The organism is Breznakiella homolactica (genome assembly GCF_016616095.2).
Lineage (GTDB): Bacteria > Spirochaetota > Spirochaetia > Treponematales > Breznakiellaceae > Breznakiella > Breznakiella homolactica.
The window spans coordinates 3,562,857-3,585,211 of sequence record NZ_CP067089.2 but is presented as its reverse complement, the minus strand read 5'-3'; the positions used below and the strand labels follow the sequence as shown (position 1 = coordinate 3,585,211).

Genomic DNA, 22,355 nt, shown 5'->3' with positions numbered 1-22,355 from the left:
TCCCTAGTTTACCGCTTTGTGTACATCCGAAAGGGATGAAACGGCTTTTGCGATGGATGAAATCAGGGGGACTTTTTTTACGGCTTTCACAAACCGGCTTTCCCTGATTCTGGGAGCAAGGGTGTTGCGGTACAGCGGGATCAGGGCTCTGGTAATACAGTATACCGGGATCCAGAGTACGATGCCCGCGGCGAGTCCCCCGGCGACCAGGGTGTTGTTGAATTTGGTAAAAGGCACCAGCGGCGTATTGTACAGAACCGTAAGCCCCGGCCGCAGGGCTTCGATATGGAGAATCTCCCAGCCGAGGAGATCGAGGGGGATTGCCGTTAACGGGCCGATAAGTTTAAAGACCGCCATAACCAGAAGTTTTGACGCGTGGTTATGTTTAAAAAAGAATGAAACAATGAACAGCACAACCCAGATTATTCCCACTGGAACAAGGGCCAGAAGAAGTCCCCAGGCAAATCCGGCGGCAATCTGACTTGCCTTAACATTGCCGTTGAGGGCCACAATGAGTTTTGCAATTGCTTTTATCATAATTCTACTATAACCCCAAAACGGAGAAATATCTTCAAGAAAACCACCGCGGAAGAGAAAAAAATTACGGGGATTCGGTATACAGCGATGCCAGCAGTTTTAAATCGGCCCCGAGATGGCGGGAAAGAAAATTTTCCATACCGCCGTATTCGGTTTCGATAACATCAAAGGCCGCTTCGAGGTATTCCGCCGCCACCGTAAACATCGGCGCCAGTTCCGGGGTTTTGGCGCGGAAGGGCCGGTATTTCTCCCAGACGCATTCCGCCGAGAGCAGGTAATCTTCGAAAATGGTTTTACGGTCGACCCCGAGGGCCGCTAAAAACAGCGCGGCGGCGTATCCGGTACGGTCCTTTCCCGCTGAGCAATGGAAAAGAAACGGCGGACAGGCAGGGTCGGAAATTACGCTGAAAAACCGGGTATATTCGGAAATAGTTCCCCGCACCAGGACGCGGTAAAGTTCCGCCATAAGCGCGGCGCCCTGAGGGCCGTGGGCGGCGGCCCGGCTCAGTTCCATCATGTTCCCCGCCTCAATGGGTATTTCTTCCCAATGTTTAACGGTCCGTATTTTCCCGTCGGGGGCGGCGTCTTTTTCTTCCTGGTCCCTGAAATCTATTACGGTGTTAATATTCCGTTCCTCGAGAACCGCAAAGTCCTGTTTGGTAAGGGTATTGAGATCCCCCGCCCTGTATGCCTTTCCCCAGGAAACTATGGTTCCCTGATTTGTGCGGTATCCGCCGAGGTCACGTACATTATAAACCCCTTCCATGGGCAGTATCCGTTCTTTCTTAATGGTCTGTTCCAGCATAATCTACTCCGAATAATGATCCCATACAGTATCTACCAGATAGAACTTTTGTTCCAGTGTGAGGGGGGAGCAGTAGGCTGCATATACAGCAAACACATAGAATAACCATATCTGCGGGTCCTGGCGTGCAGCAGAGTGGCTGGCTCCCCAGCGGCCTGCGGCCTCGAAAGCCGCTCAGCCCCTCGCTGCACGCCACCCGGTGTTACTATTATGGTCATGTGCTTGCTGCTTCTGTTTGCTGGGCTGCTGTTTTTTCCGGCGGGCTGCTCCACCTGGTTCCAGCCTTGCCGAAATATCTGTGGAGTTTTGCTCCGCAAAACTCCTAAAAGACTTGCCGCCCAGGAACCCGAAGAGGGGGCAGCGGAAGCCACCGGAGCGGCAAATCTGAAAGATCTGCCGCGAGGAGGCTGGAGCGAGGGGGAGCCGCCCTCTCGCGAAGGGCAGTACCGAGGCGGTTAAGCCGGAAAGCGCCCGGGCCGTATTGGTAACACCGGGTGCCGGATAGGAATGGGTATGAGTGACTTTCGAGGCCGAAGGCCGACAAGGAACCATATCCATTCCTATCCGGCAGGCCCCGCGGCAACGTCTTCCCCGGGCGCTTCCGGATTGTCAGACTTGGTGCTCCCCCGCTTGACGGCGTATCCGGATGAACCTACAATTCTGGTATGCAGTTTGAACTGACCGAGGCGCTGATCAACCATATCCTCTTTTCCATGGAAGACCAGAATGACGATTTTTTCGTGGACACCCAGGAAGGTATCGTGGTTACGGCGGCGGAAATCAGCGGGGAACCATCCGCTGGGGACCATCAGGACCAGCGGTATATCGGGATCCCCCGGTGGGAATCCTCCGACGGATTCCGGCTTATGGAACGGTTCGCTGCGGGCTTCAAAAATCCCATAGTGCGGGAAGAACTCGTCCAGGCCCTTGACCAGGGCCGCGGGGTTTTCAGGGCGTTTAAAAACGCCCTCAACCGGCATACTGAAGTGGAACAGCTCTGGTTCAGTTTTAAAGAACGGGAAATGCGCCGGGTAATAATCAAATGGTACAACGGCCTCAGGGAAGAATGGGGACTCGACCTGATCGGGGAGGAACCGGAGGAAACAGGGGATCTCATTCTCGAAGATTTCCGGTTCCGGCAGGCGCAGCCATCGGACAGGGAATCCGCGGATGAGCTCCATGCCCTCTGCCTTAAGGAACTGTCAGCCGCCCTGTGCTGTCCCGAACCCGCGGGGAAGCCGGCGCCGGGCAGCCTCTGGGAGCAGACCGGCAACTGGGTTTTTCCGGGAGAAGAAAGCCTTATCGCGGAAACCGGCGGCGGCGATTACGCGGGGCATATTTCCGCGGTCAGTACCGGCCGGATTTTGATGGTAAAGGTTCTGGAAGTTTTTCCGGAATACCGCGGACTTGGCATAGGAGAAGCGCTGCTCCAGCGTTTTACCCAGTCGGTTGACAAATCCCGGTATTTTCAGGTATTGATAGATATCCCCTCACATGTGGAAGGGTTTTCACGGGTCCTGCTCCGTGAATATTTTAAACCCCTGGCAACGCGGTATTACGTAAATTTGCGGGACACATTGAGTAAATAACGCGGATATGTCATGATTTGTAAAATATTTTATAATAGGAATAGGAAAATCTGATGGCTTCTCACATTGATAAGGAAAAAACGAAAAAACATATTGAGGAAATAGTCAGCAGCATCCACTCGGAAGCTGATATCGATCTGCTCAACGCATACCGGTCCATGATCCGCAAGGAAGTGTCTTTCTTCAACCGGGGGTATTTTGCCGCCTACCTTTTGATGCAGCTTGAACAGGGGGGCGCTTCTGTACCCCGGGGAAAACAATCCCGCAAAAACAGCCGCGGGCAGACGGATCAGGAAGATTCATCCCGCGGTGAGAATACCCGGTATCCCCTGCCGGATGAAGAAGCGGTCAGGATTTTTATAAGCATCGGCAGAAACCGGAGGGTTTTCCCCAGGGAAATACTGGGACTTATCAACTCCAAAACTTCGGTATCCAAAGACGATATCGGCACTATCAGGATTCTGGATAATTACTCCTTTGTCCAGGTCCGGGAATCCGCGGCAAATGAAGTCATAGAAGCTTTAAACGGAAAACAGTTCAGGGGAAGAACCCTGACGGTTAATTTCGCCCGTGCCCGGGGTGATTCCAAAGATGCCGAACTCGAATCTTCCGAAACGGCGGGACAGGAAAACCGCGAGCCCGAGGATTCCCTCGAAGCGTCACAGTAAGAAAAAGAGAATCATCGCCACAAACAGGCAGTTGAGCCCGATTCCGGCGGCCATCAGAATACAGGATAAAATCTCCAGAACATAGGCGTGCACCGTATACCGGCGGGCGAGAATTTTCGGATCCCCCGGTATAGCCCCGTAGGTCGCAAAAGGGTCATCCGGTTTCAGCAGTAGCGTATCCAATTCATCCCCTCCGGGATGCTCCTGATTTTTTTCGGGGAGCGTGCCGTATACATACCAGACTTCATGTTTCCGCGGGATCACCCCCGGAGGAGTCAGGGGAAATTTAGCTTCCGCAACCCATGGAGGAAGCACCGCATACCGGATATACCCGTACCGTTCATTGTCCGGCAGACTGCCTTCATCTTTATCAGGGGGAATGTATTTAAGGGGAAGCCGCACCAGGTCGCGGTAAGCCCGGTAAATCCTGGCCCGCCACCACAACCGGCCGCAAATAACCGTAAACAAAACCCCCGGAGGCACGAGGGGAAACAGCGGGCCGAAGGCGGCCGCAAATGCGGTGATTGCCGAAAGCCTGAATGCCGGCCGCTGCATATAGGACAACGCGATCAGCAGCTGTGACGAAATTCCCAGCGCCAGGGCATAAGGGGTCAGACGGTTCCAATATTCGTTAGTATGCCGGCCCGCCCGGATTGCCCTGACCGTCAGGGAGCTGTCGGGACCATCATAAAAAATAATGAGCAGCGGTTCTTCCTTTGTGGACACAAAGGTCAGCCGGTCGTCTATTAATTCCAGACGGCCGCCGATAAAAACCTTGGCTCCTTCGTTTATGGTTGATATTTTGCCCCAGTGAACCCTCCTGGGAAGTTCCTGCCCCGGATCAAAGGGGGCGAAGAAATCGCCGCTTTCCGGCTGGGGGAGCATATACGCGTGGGCCTTATGGAGCGCCACCGGTATGGTCAGTTCACGGTTCCGCACCCAGAGGGTGTCCTCATCGGTTAACGACTCCATCCCCCCGAGAAACCGGAAATTTTTTCCGGAGATTGTTTTCTCCTGGTACCGGGCATAGTCCAGCAGAGGAACGAGACGCAGACCATCAAAACGGCCGCGGAATTTCCGCCAGGTATGGCGGATCCAGAAAGCGCCGCCCACAGGGACCAGGACATACCAAAAAACCGCCACTCCTATTATGGCTAGCAAATTACTATTCTGCAGGGTACTATACCTCCATGGTTGAACAGATACCCGTCGGGGCCCTTGCCACCAATTGCTGGCTCTATCCAATTCCGGGGGTGCCGGAGGGCCGCGCCTGCGCGGTGATCGACCCCGGGGATGATGCCGGTTCAATTATATCACGGATTGAACAGTTAAACCTCTCCCCGCGGTACATCCTGCTGACCCACGGCCATTTTGACCATGTCGGCGCTCTTTCGGACCTGGTCCGGCATTACGAACCGAAGCCGCAGATAGCCATCCACCGGGCCGACGCCGCGCGCCTTGGACCGGGAAGCCTCAGGATTCATCAGGCTGATCTCCGGGAAGCGGGCGCGGTTATGCTGCTGGAAGCCTTCAAAGAACCGCCCAAAGCGGATATCGAACTGGAAGACGGGGATACCGTAGGGCCCTTTACGGTTCTCCATCTCCCCGGGCACACAAGCGGCTGCGCCGCCTATCACGATAAAAAGGCGGGCATCATGTTCTGCGGGGACGTTCTTTTTAAAAACGGAATCGGCAGGACCGACCTTCCCGGCGGTGACTGGAACGCAATGAAAACAAGCCTGGAACGGCTGTTTGCCCTGGACGGCTCAATCCGGGCGTATCCCGGCCACGGGCCGGCAACCACCATTGGAGCGGAAGCCGTTCACTACCTGTAGCCGCAGACAGCTCCTTCGCATCACAGCATGTGGTACAGGGCTTCGGTAATATTGTAGCAGTAGTCCCCGAGCTTTTCGATGCGCCGTACAAGATCAATAAAGAGCAGCTCGGTTTTGACATTTTCTCCCGCCTCGATACGTTTGCGGCCGAGTTTGCGCAGTTTGTTCCTGGACTTGTCGATCTTATTCTCCAGTTTTTCCGCGTATTCCGACTGCTCTTCCGTCAGATGGTGGCCAAGCTGTTCCTGGACAAAGCTGAGGAATTCCTCAACCAGCCCGATGTACGGGAGGAGCGCCTCCATTTCCTTTGATTTAAAATGAAGTTCCTTGCGGACACTCCGCTCCAGGAGAAGGCTGACACTGAAACAGTCGTCGGTCATATCCTCCAGGTCCGCGATAATACGGAGCAGCTGAGATACATTCTGTTCCGAACGGCGGTTAAGCTGCTGCCGGGTGCATTCAATAAGAAACCGGGTAAGCTCCTCCCGCATCTGGTCGGCGTAGTCTTCTTTTTCCTGCATCTCCTCCACGAGACCCTTCACCGTATCCGCGTTGAGATTCTGTATGGCAGCGGTAATCCGGGAATACATGGAAGCGGCAATACCGGCCATGTCCCGGATTTCCTTTTCCGCCCGGAGAATATTGAATTCCGGTGTATCCTGAATTGAGCCGGATATATATTCCAGCTTATACGGTTCCGGCTCCTTTTCGCCGTCCTTGTCCTTGATAAGGAAACTGACCAGCTTTGCGAAGGGCGTAACAAAGGGGAAAAACACCAGGGTATTGAGCACGTTAAACATAGTGTGGAACATGGCCAGGCGGTTCGCTATGCCCACGCCGTCCGCCGGACCCGGTGTAATAAAGGAAACCAGGGACAGCAGCGGATTAAAGAAAATCAGCGCCAGCACCGTGCCGATCACATTGAAAAGAATATGAACCAGGGCCGCCCGTTTCGCCGCGGTTTTCGTGCCGATGGCGGCGAGGGCCGCGTCTATGGTGGTTCCGATATTGGCCCCGAGAATCATGGCCGCCGCCATGGGAAACCCGATCAGGCCACCGTGGGCCATGGTCAGTACAATGGCGGTGGAAGCGCTGGATGAGTGCAGAATAATGGTGATAACCACACCGATGCCCGCGCCCAGCAGGGTGGACAGGAATCCCAAATTCGAGAACCTGCCGATAAATGAAATGGTATCGGCGCTTATGGAAGGCATGGACTTGGTGAGGAAATCGAGCCCCAAAAAGAGCAGCCCGAACCCCAGGATAATGTCACCCAGGTCACGGTGTTTCCACTTTACCACTTTCATGACAAAACCGAGTCCCACCGCGGGAAGCGCCAGGGAAGAAATATTCAGGGTAAATCCTATGAGTGAAACGATCCAGGCCGTTACGGTGGTGCCGATATTGGCGCCCATGATAACCCCGATCGACTGGGTCAGGGTCAGGAGGCCGGCGTTGACAAAGGAGACCACCATAACCGTGGTTGCCGAAGATGACTGGATTATGGCGGTCACGGCCAGCCCGGTGAGCACCGCTGTAAAGCGGTTTCCGGTCATAAAATTAAGGACCCGCTGCAGCCTGTCGCCGGCGGCCTGCTGGATGCCGTCGCTCATAATACGCATTCCGTAGAGGAACAATCCGAGGCTTCCGGCTATCCGAAACACTATTCCAATATATTCCATAGGCAGCTGCATCGTACCGTAAATACGCTGGTTTGAAAAGCCAAAGAGGCATGGGCGTGACGGATCCGGGGGCCTGCCGCGGGTGATGGATTATGGCTCCTCAGCGGCCTGTGGCTTCGAAAGTCGCTCATACCCCCATTCTCCACGGCACCCCGCGTTACTAATACGGCCGGTGCCCTGGACATTGAAATTTTCTTGCCTTACAATTCACATATATTGGAAGAATTTTAAACTTCAGCTGAGGATTGTACCAAAATGAAAACACCGGTTCTGCAGGTTATCTCCGACACCCACGGCAACATTCCGGCTTTGGCGGCAGCGCTGAGCTGGGGAAAAAAGCACCGCGTGGACAGGCTGGCATTCCTTGGAGACGGAATTGGTGATGTTCCCCTGGCCGCGGAACAGACCGGATTCAATATCCCCTGGACAATGGTCCGGGGAAACGGGGATTTTGACGCCGCCGTGCCCTACGCCGAAACCGTGGAGTTCGCGGGACACACCTTTTTCCTGAGCCACGGCCACCTCAGCGGGGTATCCAACGGCATGGAAATACTCACCGCCGTGGCGAAATCCGCCGGAGCGGACGCGGCATTGTTCGGCCATACCCACATTCCCTACTGGGAAGAAATCGAAGGAATCCTGGTCCTTAATCCCGGCAGTGTGGGAAACCCCCGGAGCATTCTGGGCGCCAGTTTCGCCACCATCGAATGTCCGAAAAACGAATGGTTCAAAATCCGGTACTGGGAAATACGTTCCGGCGGAATTAAAGGAAAAACTATTAAGGAATTCGCCCTGTAACCGCAGGGCACCTGTCTTATATGTATTACCCGGCAAAGAAGCATGGAGATACCGGTTCCGGGGGTCCTGCCTAGGTATGAGGGGGTATGACTCCTCAGCGGCCTTCGGCCTCGAAAGTCGTTCATACCCCCTTATACCTAGGCACCCCGTGTTACCTTGTCAAACCATGCTTCTTTGCCGCTGTTCTTTAATAACGCAGGTGCCTTGCCTTCCAGGAAAGAGTTGGGGTGAGAAGAGCGTTTCCGAGGAGGGTGACCTTCCGGGGAAGCACCCCCTGGCAGGCCCCGCGGCACCGTCCCCCGGGTGCTTTCCGGCTTGAAAGACTCCGTACTATCCGATTATGATACAGCAGATACTTTCACCGGAGTCCATCAATGAAGAAAATTTCCCTCACGGGCATAAAACCCACAGGCATCCTGCATATCGGCAATTATTTCGGCGCCATAAAACCAGCCCTGGAACTGGCCCGGGAATACGATGCCCGGTATTTTATTGCCGATTACCATTCACTCAACACCGTGAAGGACCCCAAGGAGATGGAAACCAATATCAGGGAGGTTGCCGCGGGCTGGCTCGCCGCGGGGCTCGATCCGGAAAAGGTCATTTTCTACCGGCAGAGTTCCATCCCAGAAATTTTTGAGCTCACTACATTTCTGATGGCCTTTACCGCCAAGGGCCTGATGAACCGGGCCCACGCCTACAAGGCCGCGGTCCAGGATAATACGGAAAAGGAAAACGACCCTGACGCGGGCATCAATATGGGGCTGTACACCTATCCGGTCCTGATGGCGGCGGATATCCTTATCTTCGACTCCGATGTGGTGCCCGTGGGCAAAGATCAGGTCCAGCACGTGGAAATGGCCCAGGACATTGCCCAGGCGATCAACTTCAACTATAAAAAGGAACTCCTTAAAATACCCGAAGCCTCAATCCAGGAAGACGTTGCGGTGGTCCCCGGGCTGGACGGCCGGAAGATGAGCAAAAGCTACAACAACACCATCCCGATGTTCGTTCCGGAAAAACAGCTCCGGAAACTGATAATGCGGATCGTCACCAATTCCCAGGGGGTCGATGAGCCGAAGGATCCCGAAGCGTCCCAGATTTACCTGCTGTACAAGCTGTTCGCGACAAAGGAAGAACAGGACGCCCTGGCAAAACGGTACCGGGAAGGCGGAATGGGCTGGGGGGAAGCTAAAGAGGAACTGTTCCGGGTCATGAACCGGGAACTTACTCCCCTCAGGAACCGGTTCGAGGAAATCATATCCGATACGGATAAATTGAATGAAATTCTGGCCCGGGGAACTGAGCGGGCGCGGCCCATTGCGGCGGCCACGGTGGCCCGGCTCCGGAAAGCCGCCGGTATAGGATAATACCCGGGACGCGGCGGGCAGGCGGAATATTTTTCGTATATCTATTCAAAGTACTTCTTTTTTACCGGTTTCTTTTCATACAAACCGTAAAATACTGCATATTTACACATTTACTAACTTGACACATAATTCCCAAGGGCCCACAATATGATCAATCTTTACAGAACTATTTACATAACCAATGGAGGTTTCCCGTGAAGAAACTGCAATTCATTGTTCCCATGCTGCTGGGAGCGGCTATGATATTTGCCGGCGGTCAGCAGCAGAGCCAGAGTACCGCGTCAGGCTCCCGGGACTGGACCGTAAACGGACCGTTTCATATAGGTATCCTCACCGAAACCGTATCCCAGGCGGAGGATGATCTCCGGGGTGCGGAGGAACTGATCCGGCGGTACGGCAGGGTTTCCGACGGCGGCATCATTCAGCACGTTACCTATCCCGACAATTTTATGGACCAGCAGGAAGTCTTTATCTCCCAGGTGACCACCATGGCGGATGACCCCCTGATGAAGGCGATCATCATTAACAACGCCATCCCGGGCACCACCGAGGCCTTCAGGCGGGTGCGGGAAAAACGGCCGGATATCCTGCTTATCGCCGCGGAAGCCCATGAGGATCCTCTGGTAGTCCAGCAGGCGGCCGATCTTGTAACGAACGCCGATTTTATCTCCCGGGGCTATACCATCCCCTGGGCCGCCAAACAGCTCGGGGCGGAAACCTTTGTGCATATTTCCTTCCCCCGGCACATGTCCTATGAATCCCTGGGGCTCCGCCGCCAGATCATGGAACAGGCCTGCAAGGACCTGGGAATCCGTTTCGTTTTCGTCACCGCCCCGGATCCGACTTCCGATGTGGGAACCGCCGGCGCGCAGCAGTTTATCCTGGAACAGACACCCCAGTGGGTCAAAACCTACGGAACGAACGCGGCTTTTTTCTGCACCAACGACGCCCATACCGAACCGCTGCTCCGCCAGCTGATGGAATACGGCGGCATATTCGTAGAAGCCGATCTGCCCTCCCCGCTCATGGGATACCCCGGAGCGCTGGGAATCGACCTCACCGCTGAGGCAGGCGATTTCCCCAGTATCCTGAAAAAAGTTGAAGACGCGGTGGTCAGCCGCGGCGGCGCCGGCCGTTTCGGGACCTGGGCGTATTCCTACGGCTTTTCCAACAGCGCCGGCATGGGGGAATTCGCCAAACGCATTCTGGAAGGGAAAGCGAAACTCGACAGCCTCCCGGACATGTGGGCGGCTCTGGGGGAATTTACCCCCGGCGCGCGGTGGAACGGCGCCTACTATGTGGACAACAACACCGGCATCCGCTCCAGAAACCATCTGCTGATTTACATGGACACCTACGTGTTCGGAAAGGGATTCCTGAATTCCACCGAACAGGTTGTCCCGGAAAAATACTTCAACATCAAATTTCAGCAGAACTGAGACTGGTACACTAATTAGAAATCACGATTTAATTATTTATTATGGAGGAAAAAGATGAAAAGATTAGGTTTGATCCTGCTGGCACTGACTGTCGGCAGCGCATTGGCTTTCGCGGGAGGCGGCAGCGACCGGTCCTCCGGCGCGGAATACCACATCGGTATTGTAACCGGCACCGTATCCCAGTCGGAAGATGATCTCCGGGGTGCGGAGGAACTGATCCGGCGGTACGGAAAAGTTTCCGACGGCGGCATTATCCAGCATGTTACCTACCCGGACAACTTCATGGACCAGCAGGAAACGACCATCACCCAGATTGTCACCCTGGCGGATGATCCCAAAATGAAGGCCATCATCATGAACCAGTCCGTACCCGGCACCGCGGAAGCGTTCCGGCGGGTAAAGGAACGGCGGCCGGATATTCTGTGTTTCGCGGGTGAAGCCCATGAGGACCCCCTGGTAATCCAGCAGTCCGCCGATCTCGCGCTCAACGCGGACTTTATTTCCCGGGGTTATACCATTATCTGGGCCGCCAAACAGCTCGGTTCAAAAACCTTTGTGCACATTTCCTTCCCCCGGCACATGTCCTATGAATCCCTGGGGCTCCGCCGCCAGATCATGGAAGAAGCCTGCAAGGATCTGGGCCTCCGCTTTGTGTTTGAAACCGCCCCGGACCCCACCTCCGATGTCGGCCAGGCCGGCGCGCAGCAGTACATCCTGGAACAGACCCCCCAGTGGATCGCCAACTACGGCCAGGACAGCGCTTATTTCTGCACCAATGACGCCCACACGGAACCCCTGCTCCGCCAGCTCCTGCAGTACGGCGGCAAATTTGTGGAAGCGGACCTGCCCTCCCCGCTCATGGGTTATCCCGGAGCGCTGGGTATAGACCTTTCCGCGGAAGCGGGAAATTTCCCCGCCATCCTCAAGAAAGTTGAAGAAGCGGTGGTTTCCAAAGGTGGAGCCGGACGGTTCGGAACCTGGGCCTATTCCTATGGATTTACCGTTTCCGCCGGACTCGGCGAATTCGCGAAACGCATCATTGACGGAAAAGCCGAACTCAGCAGCGTATCCGATCTCTATGCGGCCCTGGGTGAATTCACCCCCGGCGCGAAATGGAACGGCGGTTACTACATCGACGCCAACACCGGTGTGCGGGCCCGGAACCACATCCTGATTTACATGGATACCTACATCTTCGGCCAGGGATACCTCCCCACCACGGAACAGGTTGTTCCCGAAAAATACTACAACATCAAATTCCAGGGTAATTAATCCTCCTCCGCGCGGTCGTCCTTACGGAATAAATCGGCCGCGCGGTACAGAGGAACAAGGGCCATCGGCCGGATCATACCGGCCATGGCCCTTGCATGTTTTACAGCCAGGCGGAACCGGAAAAACGGAATCACCTCCGGAGCCCGGAATCCCCGCCGGCACAGCCTGAGCAGAACTGTTTTCAGTTTTATATCTTTATAATAAGGTTTATTTTATGGCGAATGACACGCCCATTCTGCGCCTCGAAGGCGTATCCAAAAGTTACTACGGCACCACCGTCCTTTCGGATGTCAACTTTACCCTGAACAAGGGGGAAATCCTCGGCCTGGTCGGGGAGAACGGTGCCGGTAAAACCACGCTAATGCAAATTCTGTTCGGAATGCCCGTAATCGCCGACACCGGCGGATACGGCGGCCGGGTATATATAAACGACACGGTGGCTGCGTTTAAAAGCCCCTTCGATGCCCTGGACGCGGGGATCGGTATGGTTCACCAGGAATTTTCCCTGATTCCGGGTTTTACCGCCGCGGAAAACATTATGCTTAACCGCGAGCCCGTGCGGTACTCCCCGGCGGTGGAAGTCTTCGGCAACCGCCTGGCGACTCTCCGGCGGGATATTATGACCGAACGGGCGGACATTGCCATCGGGAAACTCGGGGTAAAAATTGCCCCGGATACCGTGGTGGCGGAAATGCCCGTGGCCCATAAGCAGTTTACCGAAATCGCCCGGGAAATAGACCGGGACAATGTCAGGCTGCTGGTTCTGGATGAACCCACCGCGGTTCTGACCGAAGGTGAAGCGGATATTCTTCTGGCTGCCCTGAAGCGGCTGGCTGCTGAGGGAATCGCCATTATCTTTATTTCCCACCGGCTCCATGAAGTAACCGAGATATCCGACCGGATTGTTGTTCTCCGGGACGGAAACATCATCAAGGATGTTCCCAACAAGGATGTTTCCGTGGTGAATATCGCGTCCTGGATGGTTGGCCGGGAGGTCGCCGCCTCCGCGAAAAGCATGGAAAAACGGGAATTTTCCGGGACCGCCCTCCGGGTGGAACACCTCTGGGTAGACATGCCCGGGGAAACGGTCCGGGATGTATCCTTTACCGTAAAAAACGGGGAAATCTTCGGTATCGGAGGCCTGGCCGGCCAGGGGAAGCTCGGCATTCCCAACGGCGTCATGGGCCTTTACCCTGCAGGAGGAACGGTATATCTGGGGGAAACCGAAATTCCCCTGGGAAATCCCAAAACGTCTCTGGACGCCGGAATGGCTTTTGTTTCCGAGGACCGCCGCGGGGTCGGACTTCTCCTGGATGAGAGCCTCGAATGGAATATCGCCTTCGGCGCCATGCAGACCAAGGGGATGTACTTAAAATCCTTTTTTGGCGGCCTGTTCAGCCTGAGGGATGAAAAAGAAATGAAACAGCTGGCGGAAACGTATATAAAGCAGCTTGAAATCAAAACCACCGGTTCAAAGCAGCCGGCCAAGGAACTGTCCGGGGGAAACCAGCAGAAGGTGTGCCTGGCCAAGGCTTTTGCCCTGGCACCCAAACTGCTCTTTGTCTCGGAACCGACCCGGGGTATCGATGTGGGGGCAAAAAAAATTGTTCTGGACACCCTGCGCCACCAGAACCGGAATGAAGGAACCACAATCGTGATGGTCTCCAGCGAACTGGAGGAACTCCGGTCCATCTGCGACCGTATAGCCATTGTTGACGAAGGCCGCATCGCGGGGATACGGACCGCCGGCACTGCGGCCGCGGAATTCGGACTGCTCATGTCAGGGGAAGCCTCCGCAAATGAAGCTGCTGCGGGAGGGAACGGATGAGCGATACAGTAAAATTACGGGTAAAAGAATTTATTACCGACTTCGGGTGGCCCCGGCTTATTATCTTTTTCTTTGTGGTCGCCCTGTTTATCGCCGCCCCCTTTGTGGGGGTCCGGGTGGACAACGCCCTTTCGGATGTTATTGTCCGTTTCGGCCAGAACGGCGTCATGGTACTAGCCATGGTTCCCATGATGCAGGCCGGAGCGGGGCTCAACTTCGGGCTCCCCGTGGGTATCATCGCGGGACTCCTGGGTTCAACCCTGGCAATGCAGCTGCAGCTTACCGGAGCGCTCGGATTCTTCGGCGCGATAATCCTCAGCATGCCCTTCGCGCTGATTTTCGGCTGGCTCTACGGAATGCTTCTCAACAAGGTAAAGGGTGAGGAAATGACCATCGCCATGTACGTGGGATTTTCCATTGTAACGTTTATGGCCATCATGTGGATTGTCCTGCCCTACAGCAACCCGACCATGGTCTGGGGCTATACCGGAGAAGGACTGAGGACCACCATTACCCTGGACGGCTACTGGGCCAAGGTACTCAACAATTTCCTCGCCGTCAGAATCGGAACTACCTTTATTTTCCCCACCGGGGCGATCCTGTTTTTTATTCTCATGGCGCTGATCATGTGGCTGTTCATGCGGAGCCGCACCGGGACTGCTCTCACCGCGGTGGGTTCAAATCCTGATTTTGCCCGGGCCGGCGGGGTTTCATCCGACAGAATGCGGGTTATCAGCGTCATTGTTTCAACCGTATACGGCGCCATCGGTATCCTGGTGTACCAGCAGAGTTTCGGCTTTATCCAGGTTTACAACGCGCCGCTGTACATGGCCTTTCCCGCCGTGGCCGCGGTACTCCTCGGAGGAGCTTCGGTCAACAAGGCCAGCATCCTCAATGTGGTGGTCGGTACATTCCTGTTCCAGAGTATCCTGGCGATGACACCTTCGGTGATCAACAGTGTTCTCCAGACCGACATGTCCGAGGTCATCCGGATCCTCATATCAAACGGTATGATCATCTATGCCCTTACCAGAAAAACGAAGGTGACCAAATGAAAAAGAAATTTGAACTGAACCGCTTTCTGGCGGATAACGCGGTGGTTTTGATCTTTGTTGTCATTACCGCCGCCGCGACTCCCATTTCGGGACTGTCCATAATATCCATTGTCCAGGAAATACTGACCCGGATCGGACGGAACTGTTTCCTGGTATTCAGCCTTATCCTGCCGATTATGGCGGGAATGGGAATCAACTTCGGCATGACCCTGGGGGCCATGGCGGGACAGATCGGCCTGATATTCGCCGTGGACTGGAATATCATCGGTGTACCGGGCCTGATCTTCGCGAGCCTCATCGGGGTTCCCATCGCCGCGGTGCTGGGCTGGATCGCCGGGCAGATTCTCAACCGCGCCCGGGGACGCGAAATGGTCACCGGCTATATCCTGGGCTTCTTTATGGACGGGGTATACCAGTTCATAGTGCTGTACCTTATGGGATCGGTCATTCCGGTCCATTCCCTGGCGATAACCTTAAGCCGGGGATACGGCATCAGGAACACCCTGACCCTGGATTCGATCCGCCAGTCCCTGGACCGGCTGATCCCCCTCAAGATCGGCGGCATTTCAATTCCCCTGGCGAATTACCTGGTTATCGGCGTTTTGTGCCTGTTCATCATCTGGTTCAGAAAAACCAAACTCGGACAGGATATGCGCGCCGTGGGCCAGGACCAGCAGGTGGCCCACTCCGCGGGGATCCCCGTGGACCGGACCAGAATCATCGCAATCGTGATTTCCACAGTCCTTGCCAGCATCGGGCAGATAATCTTCCTCCAGAACATGGGCAACATGGCAACCTACAACGCCCATAAGCAGACGGGCTTCTTCGCCGCCGCGGCTATCTTAGTCGGAGGCGCCTCGGTAAGCAAAGCGACCATTCCCAACGTATTTATCGGAACGGTGCTCCTCCATCTTATGTACATTGTAGTCCCCCGGGCAGGAACGAATCTTTTCGGGTCCGCCATGATCGGGGAATTTTTCCGGGATGCCTTCAGCTACGCGGTAATCGCCCTGGCGCTGGTACTCCATGCGTGGCGCAAACGGGCCAATGCAGAGGCGGCCCGGTCCGGCCTGCGGGGCGGCGCCGGTGATGCGGCGGAAACCGCGGCGGTGCAAGGAGAAAATTCATGAGTATCCCGTCAAACAGCAAATCCATCCGCAGAACCCTTATCCGGGGAGCGCTGGTGCTTCTGTGGATCGGTCTCGGGGTCGTTACCTTTATATTTGCCCGGGGCCACACCCTGCTGGTGGATAACCGGAACGCCGAAGACGGGTCCTACCGCGCGCCGGATCTCATCAAAGTGTCCGTGGACGGCGGAAAGGGTCTGGAGTTTTTCCGGGGAGACCGGGACCGTTTTACGGTGGTCGGCAAGAAACATACCATCAGGGTGGAATTTTCCGACGGCACGCCGCCCTTTGAGGGGAAATTTGAGCTCCCTCTGGAAAACGATATGTACATGCTTTCAGTTCCCAAAATGATACGGGGGATTGAACCTTTTGTGGAAATCTTCCATACTGCGCCGGAACCTCGGCGGGACGATACCGAAGAAGAGGATGATTTCGCCTTCCTCAGGGAAGGCGGTTCCCCAAATTCACAATAACACAATTTAAAAATTTTGAAAAAGGAGTTACTGTATTAATGGAAAAAACATTTACCATGCTTAAACCAGGCGTGCTGCAGCGCCGCATCGCCGGAGAGGTCATCCACCGTTTTGAACGGAAGGGGCTTAAACTGATCGCTCTTAAACTTCTCCAGATGGATAAGGCCATGGTCGAAACCCATTACGCGGAACATAAGGGCAAGGATTTTTACGGCAAACTGGTGGAGTACACCCTCTCCGGTCCGGTGGTTGCCATGGTATGGGAAGGGGAAGAAGCGATCACCATGGTACGCCGCCTGGTAGGACCTACGGATATCGACGTCTCACTCCCGGGAACCATACGGGGAGATTACGCCTACCGGACAAGGCTCAACATTGTCCATGCGTCGGATTCCCCGGCCAGCGCTGAACGGGAAATCGCCCTGTTTTTCAAACCGGAAGAACTGATCGACTGGAAGGACGGCAATGGGCATTGGTTCTGAATCATCTCCTGTCCGTGCGCCGGATGAGACCGCCGGACAGGAAACGGCGGCCCTTCCCCGCTGGGACCTGCGTTCGGTATACACATCCTTTGATGCCCCGGAATATTCCCGCGACAAGGAACTCATCGAAAAAAAAGCAGGCCGCCTCCTGGATCTCCTGTCGGAACCCATGCCGGCTAACGGCGAGGAAGCGGCTGATTATATTCTCAGCCTGATCCACGCGTACGAAGAAGCCGGCGATATAGGAGAAAATCTCGAAGCCTACGCTTCGGCGGTATTTACCACCGATACCGGCAGTTCCCGGGCGCTTAACGAAGTAAACGCGCTGGAAACCCTGCTGCTTCCCCTGGGAAAGGCCATCGTGACTTTCCGTTCCAAACTGGCGGCCGAAAAAGAAAAGATTTTCTCGTTTCTGGAAAACGATCCCCGGTATAAACCGTATGTATTTTTTCTCAGGGAAGCCATTGCCAAGGCTGAATATCAGATGGCCCCGGAAATGGAAGATCTCGCTAATGACCTGGCCCGCTCTGGAGGAGACGCCTGGGGAAGGCTGCAGGAGGCGATTTCATCTTCCGCGGATACACTCTGGGACCGGAATACGGGGGAACGGAAAACCGTTATTGCCCTCCGGGACCTGGCCCATAATCCTGACAGGATGGTCCGCAGGCGGGCTTATGAGGCGGAACTCGGAGTCTGGAAATCCATGGAAATTCCCATGGCCGCCGCGCTGAACGGCGTTAAGGGAACAGCCATTACCGTTGACAAACGGCGGGGGTGGAAAACCGCCCTGGAGAAATCCCTGTTCCAGTCCCGTATCAGCGGGAAAACCTTCCTCGCTCTGATAGCTTCCCTGGAGAATTCCCTCCCCATGTTCAGGCAGTACCTGAAAACAAAGGCGAAAATTCTGGGTATCGATTCCTGCGCGTTTTACGACCTCTTCGCTCCGGTGGGAACCTCCGGAAAAAAGTGGACATGGGATGAGGCAAAGGAATTCATCATCCGGCACTTTGCATCTTTTGACAGCGGTATGGGTATTTTCGCGCGGCATGCCTTCGAATTTTCATGGATCGACGCGGAAGGAAGAAACGGGAAAGTCGGCGGCGCCTACTGTACGGATTTCCCGCTGACCGGGGAATCCCGGATACTCTGCAACTTTGAAGGCTCCTTTGATTCGGTTACCACCGTCGCCCACGAGCTGGGCCACGCCTGGCACCATGAGCTTATCAAGGATCTGCCCCGTACCCAAAGTTCCTATCCCATGACCCTCGCCGAAACGGCAAGTATCTTCGCCGAAACAGTTGTTTTTGAAGCCGCCATGAAGGAAGCTCCCGCCGCCGAACGGCTGGGGCTTATTGAGGGCAGTATAAAAGACAGCTGCCAGGTTATAGTTGATATCCTTTCACGTTTTTATTTTGAACGGGAACTATTCCAGCGCAGGGAAAAAGGGGAACTCTCTCCGGCGGAGCTCTGTGATATAATGACGGAAGCCCAAAAAGCAACCTACGGCGGCGGCCTCGATGAAACGCTGCTCCATCCCTATATGTGGGCGGTGAAAGGCCATTATTACAGCCCTGCCCTGGCTTTTTACAATTATCCCTATGCCTTCGGGCAGCTTTTTTCCCTCGGCCTGTACGCCAAAGCAAAGGAAGAAGGCCCGGGATTCGCCGATTCCTACCGGACTCTGCTCCGCGAAACAGGCAGATCCTCCGCTGAGCAAGTAGCCCGTCTGGCGGGCTTCGATCTCGAAGATACCGCCTTCTGGGACAGCGGGATGGCGGTTATCCGGCAGCGGATCGCCGAATTCGAAGATTTGGCAAACCCGGCAAAATAGCAATATACTGAAAATAAGCGAATTTTTTACAGTGAAAAGGAATTAGAATGGCAGCAAAAATAGCGGTGCTGGGAGCGGGAGCCTGGGGTACGGCAGTGGCCAAGGCAATTGCCGACAAAGGCCATGACGTGGATATCTGGAGCCATGAAGCTTCCACTGCGGATGATATCAATACAAACCATATAAACGGTCAGTTTCTGCCTGAGGTGGAACTGCCGCACAACCTGCGCGCGATGACGGATATCGGCCAGGCCGCGGAGGGCAAGGAATTCCTGATCCTTGCGACACCTTCCCTCTTTCTGCTGGATACGATAAAAAAAATACTGATGGTTCCTTCGATCAGGGAAGGTCAAACGGCTATCGGGGTAATTACAAAAGGATTCCTTCCCACACAGAAGGGCCCGCGGCTTATCCTCGAAACTCTGGAGGATTACCTCCCCGGATTTTACCACAAATCCCTGGTGTACATCGCCGGCCCGAGCCACGCGGAAGAAGTATCCCGGGGGAAAATAACGGGACTGATCGCGGCCAGCGAGAATGCCAAAAACTCGATCCGGTTCAGGGATCTTCTAAAAAGCAACCGGCTCCTGGTTTTTTCATCCTTTGATGTGCGGGGTGTCCAGGTCGCCGCGGCCGCGAAGAATGTGATCGCCATCGCCTTTGGTATACTGGACGCGCTTAAAACAGGAGCGGCGGAAAACGGCATCGAAGATATGTTCGGTGACGGCACAGAATCACTGCTTTTGGCGGCCGGCCTCAATGAGATTCAGATCCTGGGCCGCGCCATGGGCGCTACCCACGCGGAAACCTTTACATCCATATCCGGTGTTGGTGACCTGGATGTAACCTGCCGCTCGGTTTTTGGCCGGAACCGGCGTTTCGGCAAGGAAATAATCGAAAAGAAACTCCTGTCCTCCTTCAGGGATCTTGATGATCTCATCGGACGGATAAATGAAATCGGCTACCTCCCGGAAGGTGTGGTGGCCGCGAAATTCGTTAAAACCCTTATTGAAGAGCACAGGCTCAAAATGCCTATATCCACGAGTCTCTACAAAATACTGAACAGGGAACTGGAACCCCTGGATCTGCTGGACGGACTCCTGAGCAATCTGCAGTAAGCGAAAAATCTTTGCCTACATAATGTATACGGGATGTGCTTCCCTGCAGAAGAGCAACCAAACCCAGAAACCAAAAGTGGGGGTGGCGTAAGACTTGCCACCCTTGGCGGTAAGTCTTTAGATAATACGGCAAGGCTGGAGCTAGGGGGAGCAGCCCGCCAGGAAAGACAAAACCCGGCAAGTAGAGGCAGCAAGCACTTATGTGTAAATGTAACGCCGGGTATCGGGTAAAAATGGGAATGAGCGACTTTCTAGGCCGAAGGCCGACGAGGAGCCATTCTCATTTTTATCCGATAGGCCCGCAGATACTGTTTTCCTGTGTGCTTGCTGCATATACAAATCCCGTGCTCCCCCTCCTACTTGACAGGCGCCCTCCTCTGGGGTAATGAATAGTATGCTAGATAAACTTACCCAGAAAGTATCCGATGCCCTGAGGGCTGTTGCCGGAAAAGCAACTATCACCGAAAAAAATATCGACGAAGCGGTAGATGCCATAAAAATGGCTTTGCTTGAGGCGGACGTCAACCTTCGGGTAGTACGCCGTTTCGTTAACTCCACGATAGAAGAGGCCAAGGGCGAAAAAGTTCTCCGCTCAGTCGACCCTGGGCAGCAATTCATTAAAATAGTACACGACAAGCTTGTTTCATTCCTTGGAGACACAAAACAGGACCTTGAGCTGAAGGGGCCCGACACAATTTCAACCATACTTATGCTTGGACTGCAGGGCTCAGGGAAAACCACAAGCTCCGCAAAGCTTGCCCTGCGTCTCAAAAAAGAAGGCAGAAAGCCCATGCTTGTCGCCTGCGACCTTGTCCGGCCCGCCGCCATGGAACAGCTTGCAGTGCTTGGGACCCAGATTGGGGTTCCGGTTTTTAAGGAAGACGGCGCCAAGGATTCGGTAAAGGTTTACCGGGATGCCAGCAGCTGGGCCCAAAAGAATATGATCGATACCATGATCATAGATACCACCGGCCGGCTTCAGATTGATGAACCTATGATGGCGGAATTGTCACGTCTTAAGGATGCGGCCCGCCCCGATGAACTGCTTCTTGTTGCCGATTCAATGACCGGGCAGTCGGCGGTTGATATCGCAAAGACCTTTGATGAAAAAATCGGACTCACAGGGGTTGTATTAACAAAATTCGACTCCGATACCCGCGGCGGCGCCGCGCTTTCTCTCAAAACCATCACAGGGAAACCGCTTAAATTTGTCGGTACCGGTGAAAAACCTGAAGACTTTGAGCCTTTTTATCCTGACCGGATTGCCGGCCGGATTCTCGGCATGGGAGATGTGGTCAGTCTTGTTGAAAAAGCCCAGGAGGTTTACGACCAGAAGGAAGCCGAAGAACTCCAGAAGAAGATGGAGAAGGAGAACTTTACTCTGGAGGATTGGCTGAACCAGCTTAAATCGGTTAAGAAGATGGGATCACTGCAGTCAATGATTGATATGATTCCCGGAATGGCCGGGCAGGTAAATGAGGAAGACATCGATAAGGCTGAATTAAAAAGCCAGGAGGCTATTCTCTCTTCAATGACAAAGAAAGAACGGGCAAACCATCTGATCATCGGACCGTCCCGGCGGTCACGTATCGCCAGGGGTTCCGGAACTTCCGTCGCGGAAGTCGCCCGGCTTCTTAAAAGATTTGAGAAAATGCGCACTATGATGAAGAAGATGTCAAAAATGAGCAAAAATCCGAAAAGCGCCCAGTCAATGATGGCGCGCATGCAGGGCGGAGGCTTTTTTTAGTATCTTCCGCGAATTCGGAAATAGATCTCTTGCGTATAATTGATCAATAAACAGATTATCATATTTTAATACAGCTTCAGGTCGGCATCAGTTGATAGGCCGTCAAATTTTATTTTAAAGCGGAAAGAATAAAATCCGCTCTTTCTACCACGGATAATTTCGGTACCTCAATAATGGAATAACCATATTCCAAATACGTCTCCTTCATCTTTTCATACGTGTACACAGCCTCCTGCCAATTCTGTTTTCTTTCAGAATCCGTTTCATAAATTTCTTTCCAGGCGGGAAGCAGAAAAACATTCTTGTTATATTTATACTGCGATGCCATATAGTTCAATTCTTCGGAAACTGCCATACCAATCATTTTTGCATAACATAATGTATCCAGCAATCCTCTGTCAAAAAAAGTTATTCCATACGGATTTGTCTTTTCTGCCTCTGTATACCCTTTAATTGAACCTTCCAGCATCAGCTATGTATAGAGTTCTTTATTTTTCCAGGGAAGCGCATCCCCACCCGTGTCAATTTGATTCCTGATGATCTCACGCGCTGCTTCAGGAATGGTTTTATAACCGCGAACAGACAACTCATTTACCACAGATGTTTTTCCGGCTCCAGGGCCGCCGGTAATTATATACAATAAATTTTCTCCGGAATTGCTATACATTTTTATCCTTTCAGAAAAAGAAAAATATTGTA

The 22,355-nt window shown here is 54.1% G+C and carries 19 protein-coding genes and 1 pseudogene; 15 read left to right on the top strand and 5 right to left on the bottom strand.

The annotated features are described in order from the left end of the window. Positions 1-3: 3 nt before the first annotated feature. Both JFL75_RS16215 and JFL75_RS16210 read right to left on the bottom strand, forming a co-directional pair. Complete coding sequence (locus JFL75_RS16215) at positions 4-537, bottom strand: TIGR03546 family protein (RefSeq protein WP_215627720.1); 534 nt, start codon at positions 535-537, stop codon at positions 4-6. Positions 538-601: 64 nt separating this feature from the next. Beyond that, positions 602-1,342, bottom strand: a complete 741-nt coding sequence (locus JFL75_RS16210; protein WP_215627719.1) for a tyrosine-protein phosphatase — start codon at positions 1,340-1,342, stop codon at positions 602-604. A gap of 665 nt (positions 1,343-2,007) precedes the next feature. On the opposite strand from JFL75_RS16210, the gene JFL75_RS16205 reads away from it, so the two are divergent. Further along, positions 2,008-2,931 carry a GNAT family N-acetyltransferase gene (locus JFL75_RS16205; RefSeq protein WP_215627718.1) on the top strand — a complete coding sequence of 308 codons (924 nt, stop codon included), beginning with the start codon at positions 2,008-2,010 and terminating at the stop codon, positions 2,929-2,931. Positions 2,932-2,984: 53 nt separating this feature from the next. After that, positions 2,985-3,599, top strand: a complete 615-nt coding sequence (locus JFL75_RS16200; RefSeq protein ID WP_215627717.1) for a DbpA RNA binding domain-containing protein — start codon at positions 2,985-2,987, stop codon at positions 3,597-3,599. Here the strand turns inward: JFL75_RS16200 and JFL75_RS16195 are convergent. Beyond that, entirely contained in the window at positions 3,591-4,760 is a 1,170-nt protein-coding gene (locus JFL75_RS16195; protein WP_223292675.1) for a hypothetical protein, read from the bottom strand. The two genes, JFL75_RS16200 and JFL75_RS16195, sit on opposite strands and share 9 nt — an antisense overlap. 29 nt (positions 4,761-4,789) lie before the next feature. On the opposite strand from JFL75_RS16195, the gene JFL75_RS16190 reads away from it, so the two are divergent. Beyond that, the gene (locus JFL75_RS16190; RefSeq protein ID WP_215627716.1) at positions 4,790-5,434 is read left to right on the top strand and encodes an MBL fold metallo-hydrolase; all 645 of its coding nucleotides are present in this window, start codon (positions 4,790-4,792) and stop codon (positions 5,432-5,434) included. Positions 5,435-5,454: 20 nt separating this feature from the next. On the opposite strand, the gene JFL75_RS16185 is transcribed toward JFL75_RS16190, so the two are convergent. After that, entirely contained in the window at positions 5,455-7,116 is a 1,662-nt protein-coding gene (locus tag JFL75_RS16185; protein WP_215627715.1) for a Na/Pi cotransporter family protein, read from the bottom strand. A 255-nt stretch (positions 7,117-7,371) separates the two neighbouring features. Between JFL75_RS16185 and JFL75_RS16180 the strand changes: the two genes are divergently transcribed. From JFL75_RS16180 to ffh, 12 genes are all read left to right on the top strand, one after another. Then, the gene (locus JFL75_RS16180; protein ID WP_215627714.1) at positions 7,372-7,914 is read left to right on the top strand and encodes a metallophosphoesterase family protein; all 543 of its coding nucleotides are present in this window, start codon (positions 7,372-7,374) and stop codon (positions 7,912-7,914) included. Between the two features lie 374 nt (positions 7,915-8,288). Next, entirely contained in the window at positions 8,289-9,284 is a 996-nt protein-coding gene (locus tag JFL75_RS16175; RefSeq protein ID WP_215627713.1) for a tryptophan--tRNA ligase, read from the top strand. 194 nt (positions 9,285-9,478) lie between these two features. Then, positions 9,479-10,723 carry a DUF3798 domain-containing protein gene (locus JFL75_RS16170; RefSeq protein ID WP_223292674.1) on the top strand — a complete coding sequence of 415 codons (1,245 nt, stop codon included), beginning with the start codon at positions 9,479-9,481 and terminating at the stop codon, positions 10,721-10,723. A 54-nt stretch (positions 10,724-10,777) separates the two neighbouring features. Next, the gene (locus tag JFL75_RS16165; protein ID WP_215627712.1) at positions 10,778-11,995 is read left to right on the top strand and encodes a DUF3798 domain-containing protein; all 1,218 of its coding nucleotides are present in this window, start codon (positions 10,778-10,780) and stop codon (positions 11,993-11,995) included. A gap of 214 nt (positions 11,996-12,209) precedes the next feature. Then, a complete protein-coding gene (locus JFL75_RS16160) occupies positions 12,210-13,823 on the top strand; it encodes a sugar ABC transporter ATP-binding protein (protein ID WP_215627711.1) in 1,614 nt (537 codons plus the stop codon). After that, entirely contained in the window at positions 13,820-14,878 is a 1,059-nt protein-coding gene (locus tag JFL75_RS16155) for an ABC transporter permease subunit (RefSeq protein ID WP_215627710.1), read from the top strand. The genes JFL75_RS16160 and JFL75_RS16155 overlap by 4 nt, the downstream gene beginning before the upstream one ends. Continuing rightward, on the top strand, positions 14,875-16,008 hold the full coding sequence (locus JFL75_RS16150) for an ABC transporter permease (RefSeq protein ID WP_215627709.1): 1,134 nt from the start codon (positions 14,875-14,877) through the stop codon (positions 16,006-16,008). Before JFL75_RS16155 ends, JFL75_RS16150 begins: the two co-directional genes overlap by 4 nt. Next, on the top strand, positions 16,005-16,478 hold the full coding sequence (locus JFL75_RS16145; protein WP_215627708.1) for a DUF6672 family protein: 474 nt from the start codon (positions 16,005-16,007) through the stop codon (positions 16,476-16,478). Before JFL75_RS16150 ends, JFL75_RS16145 begins: the two co-directional genes overlap by 4 nt. Before the next feature lie 38 nt (positions 16,479-16,516). Next, on the top strand, positions 16,517-16,960 hold the full coding sequence (ndk, locus tag JFL75_RS16140) for a nucleoside-diphosphate kinase (RefSeq protein WP_215627707.1): 444 nt from the start codon (positions 16,517-16,519) through the stop codon (positions 16,958-16,960). After that, positions 16,944-18,791, top strand: coding sequence for a M3 family oligoendopeptidase (locus JFL75_RS16135; protein WP_215627706.1), 1,848 nt, complete (start codon positions 16,944-16,946; stop codon positions 18,789-18,791). Before ndk ends, JFL75_RS16135 begins: the two co-directional genes overlap by 17 nt. A 47-nt stretch (positions 18,792-18,838) precedes the next feature. Further along, complete coding sequence (locus JFL75_RS16130) at positions 18,839-19,909, top strand: NAD(P)H-dependent glycerol-3-phosphate dehydrogenase (RefSeq protein ID WP_215627705.1); 1,071 nt, start codon at positions 18,839-18,841, stop codon at positions 19,907-19,909. A gap of 394 nt (positions 19,910-20,303) precedes the next feature. Further along, complete coding sequence (ffh, locus tag JFL75_RS16125; RefSeq protein WP_215627704.1) at positions 20,304-21,656, top strand: signal recognition particle protein; 1,353 nt, start codon at positions 20,304-20,306, stop codon at positions 21,654-21,656. Between the two features lie 109 nt (positions 21,657-21,765). On the opposite strand, the pseudogene JFL75_RS16120 reads toward ffh, so the two are convergent. Next, positions 21,766-22,323: pseudogene (locus tag JFL75_RS16120) on the bottom strand (AAA family ATPase). Between the last annotated feature and the right edge of the window lie 32 nt (positions 22,324-22,355).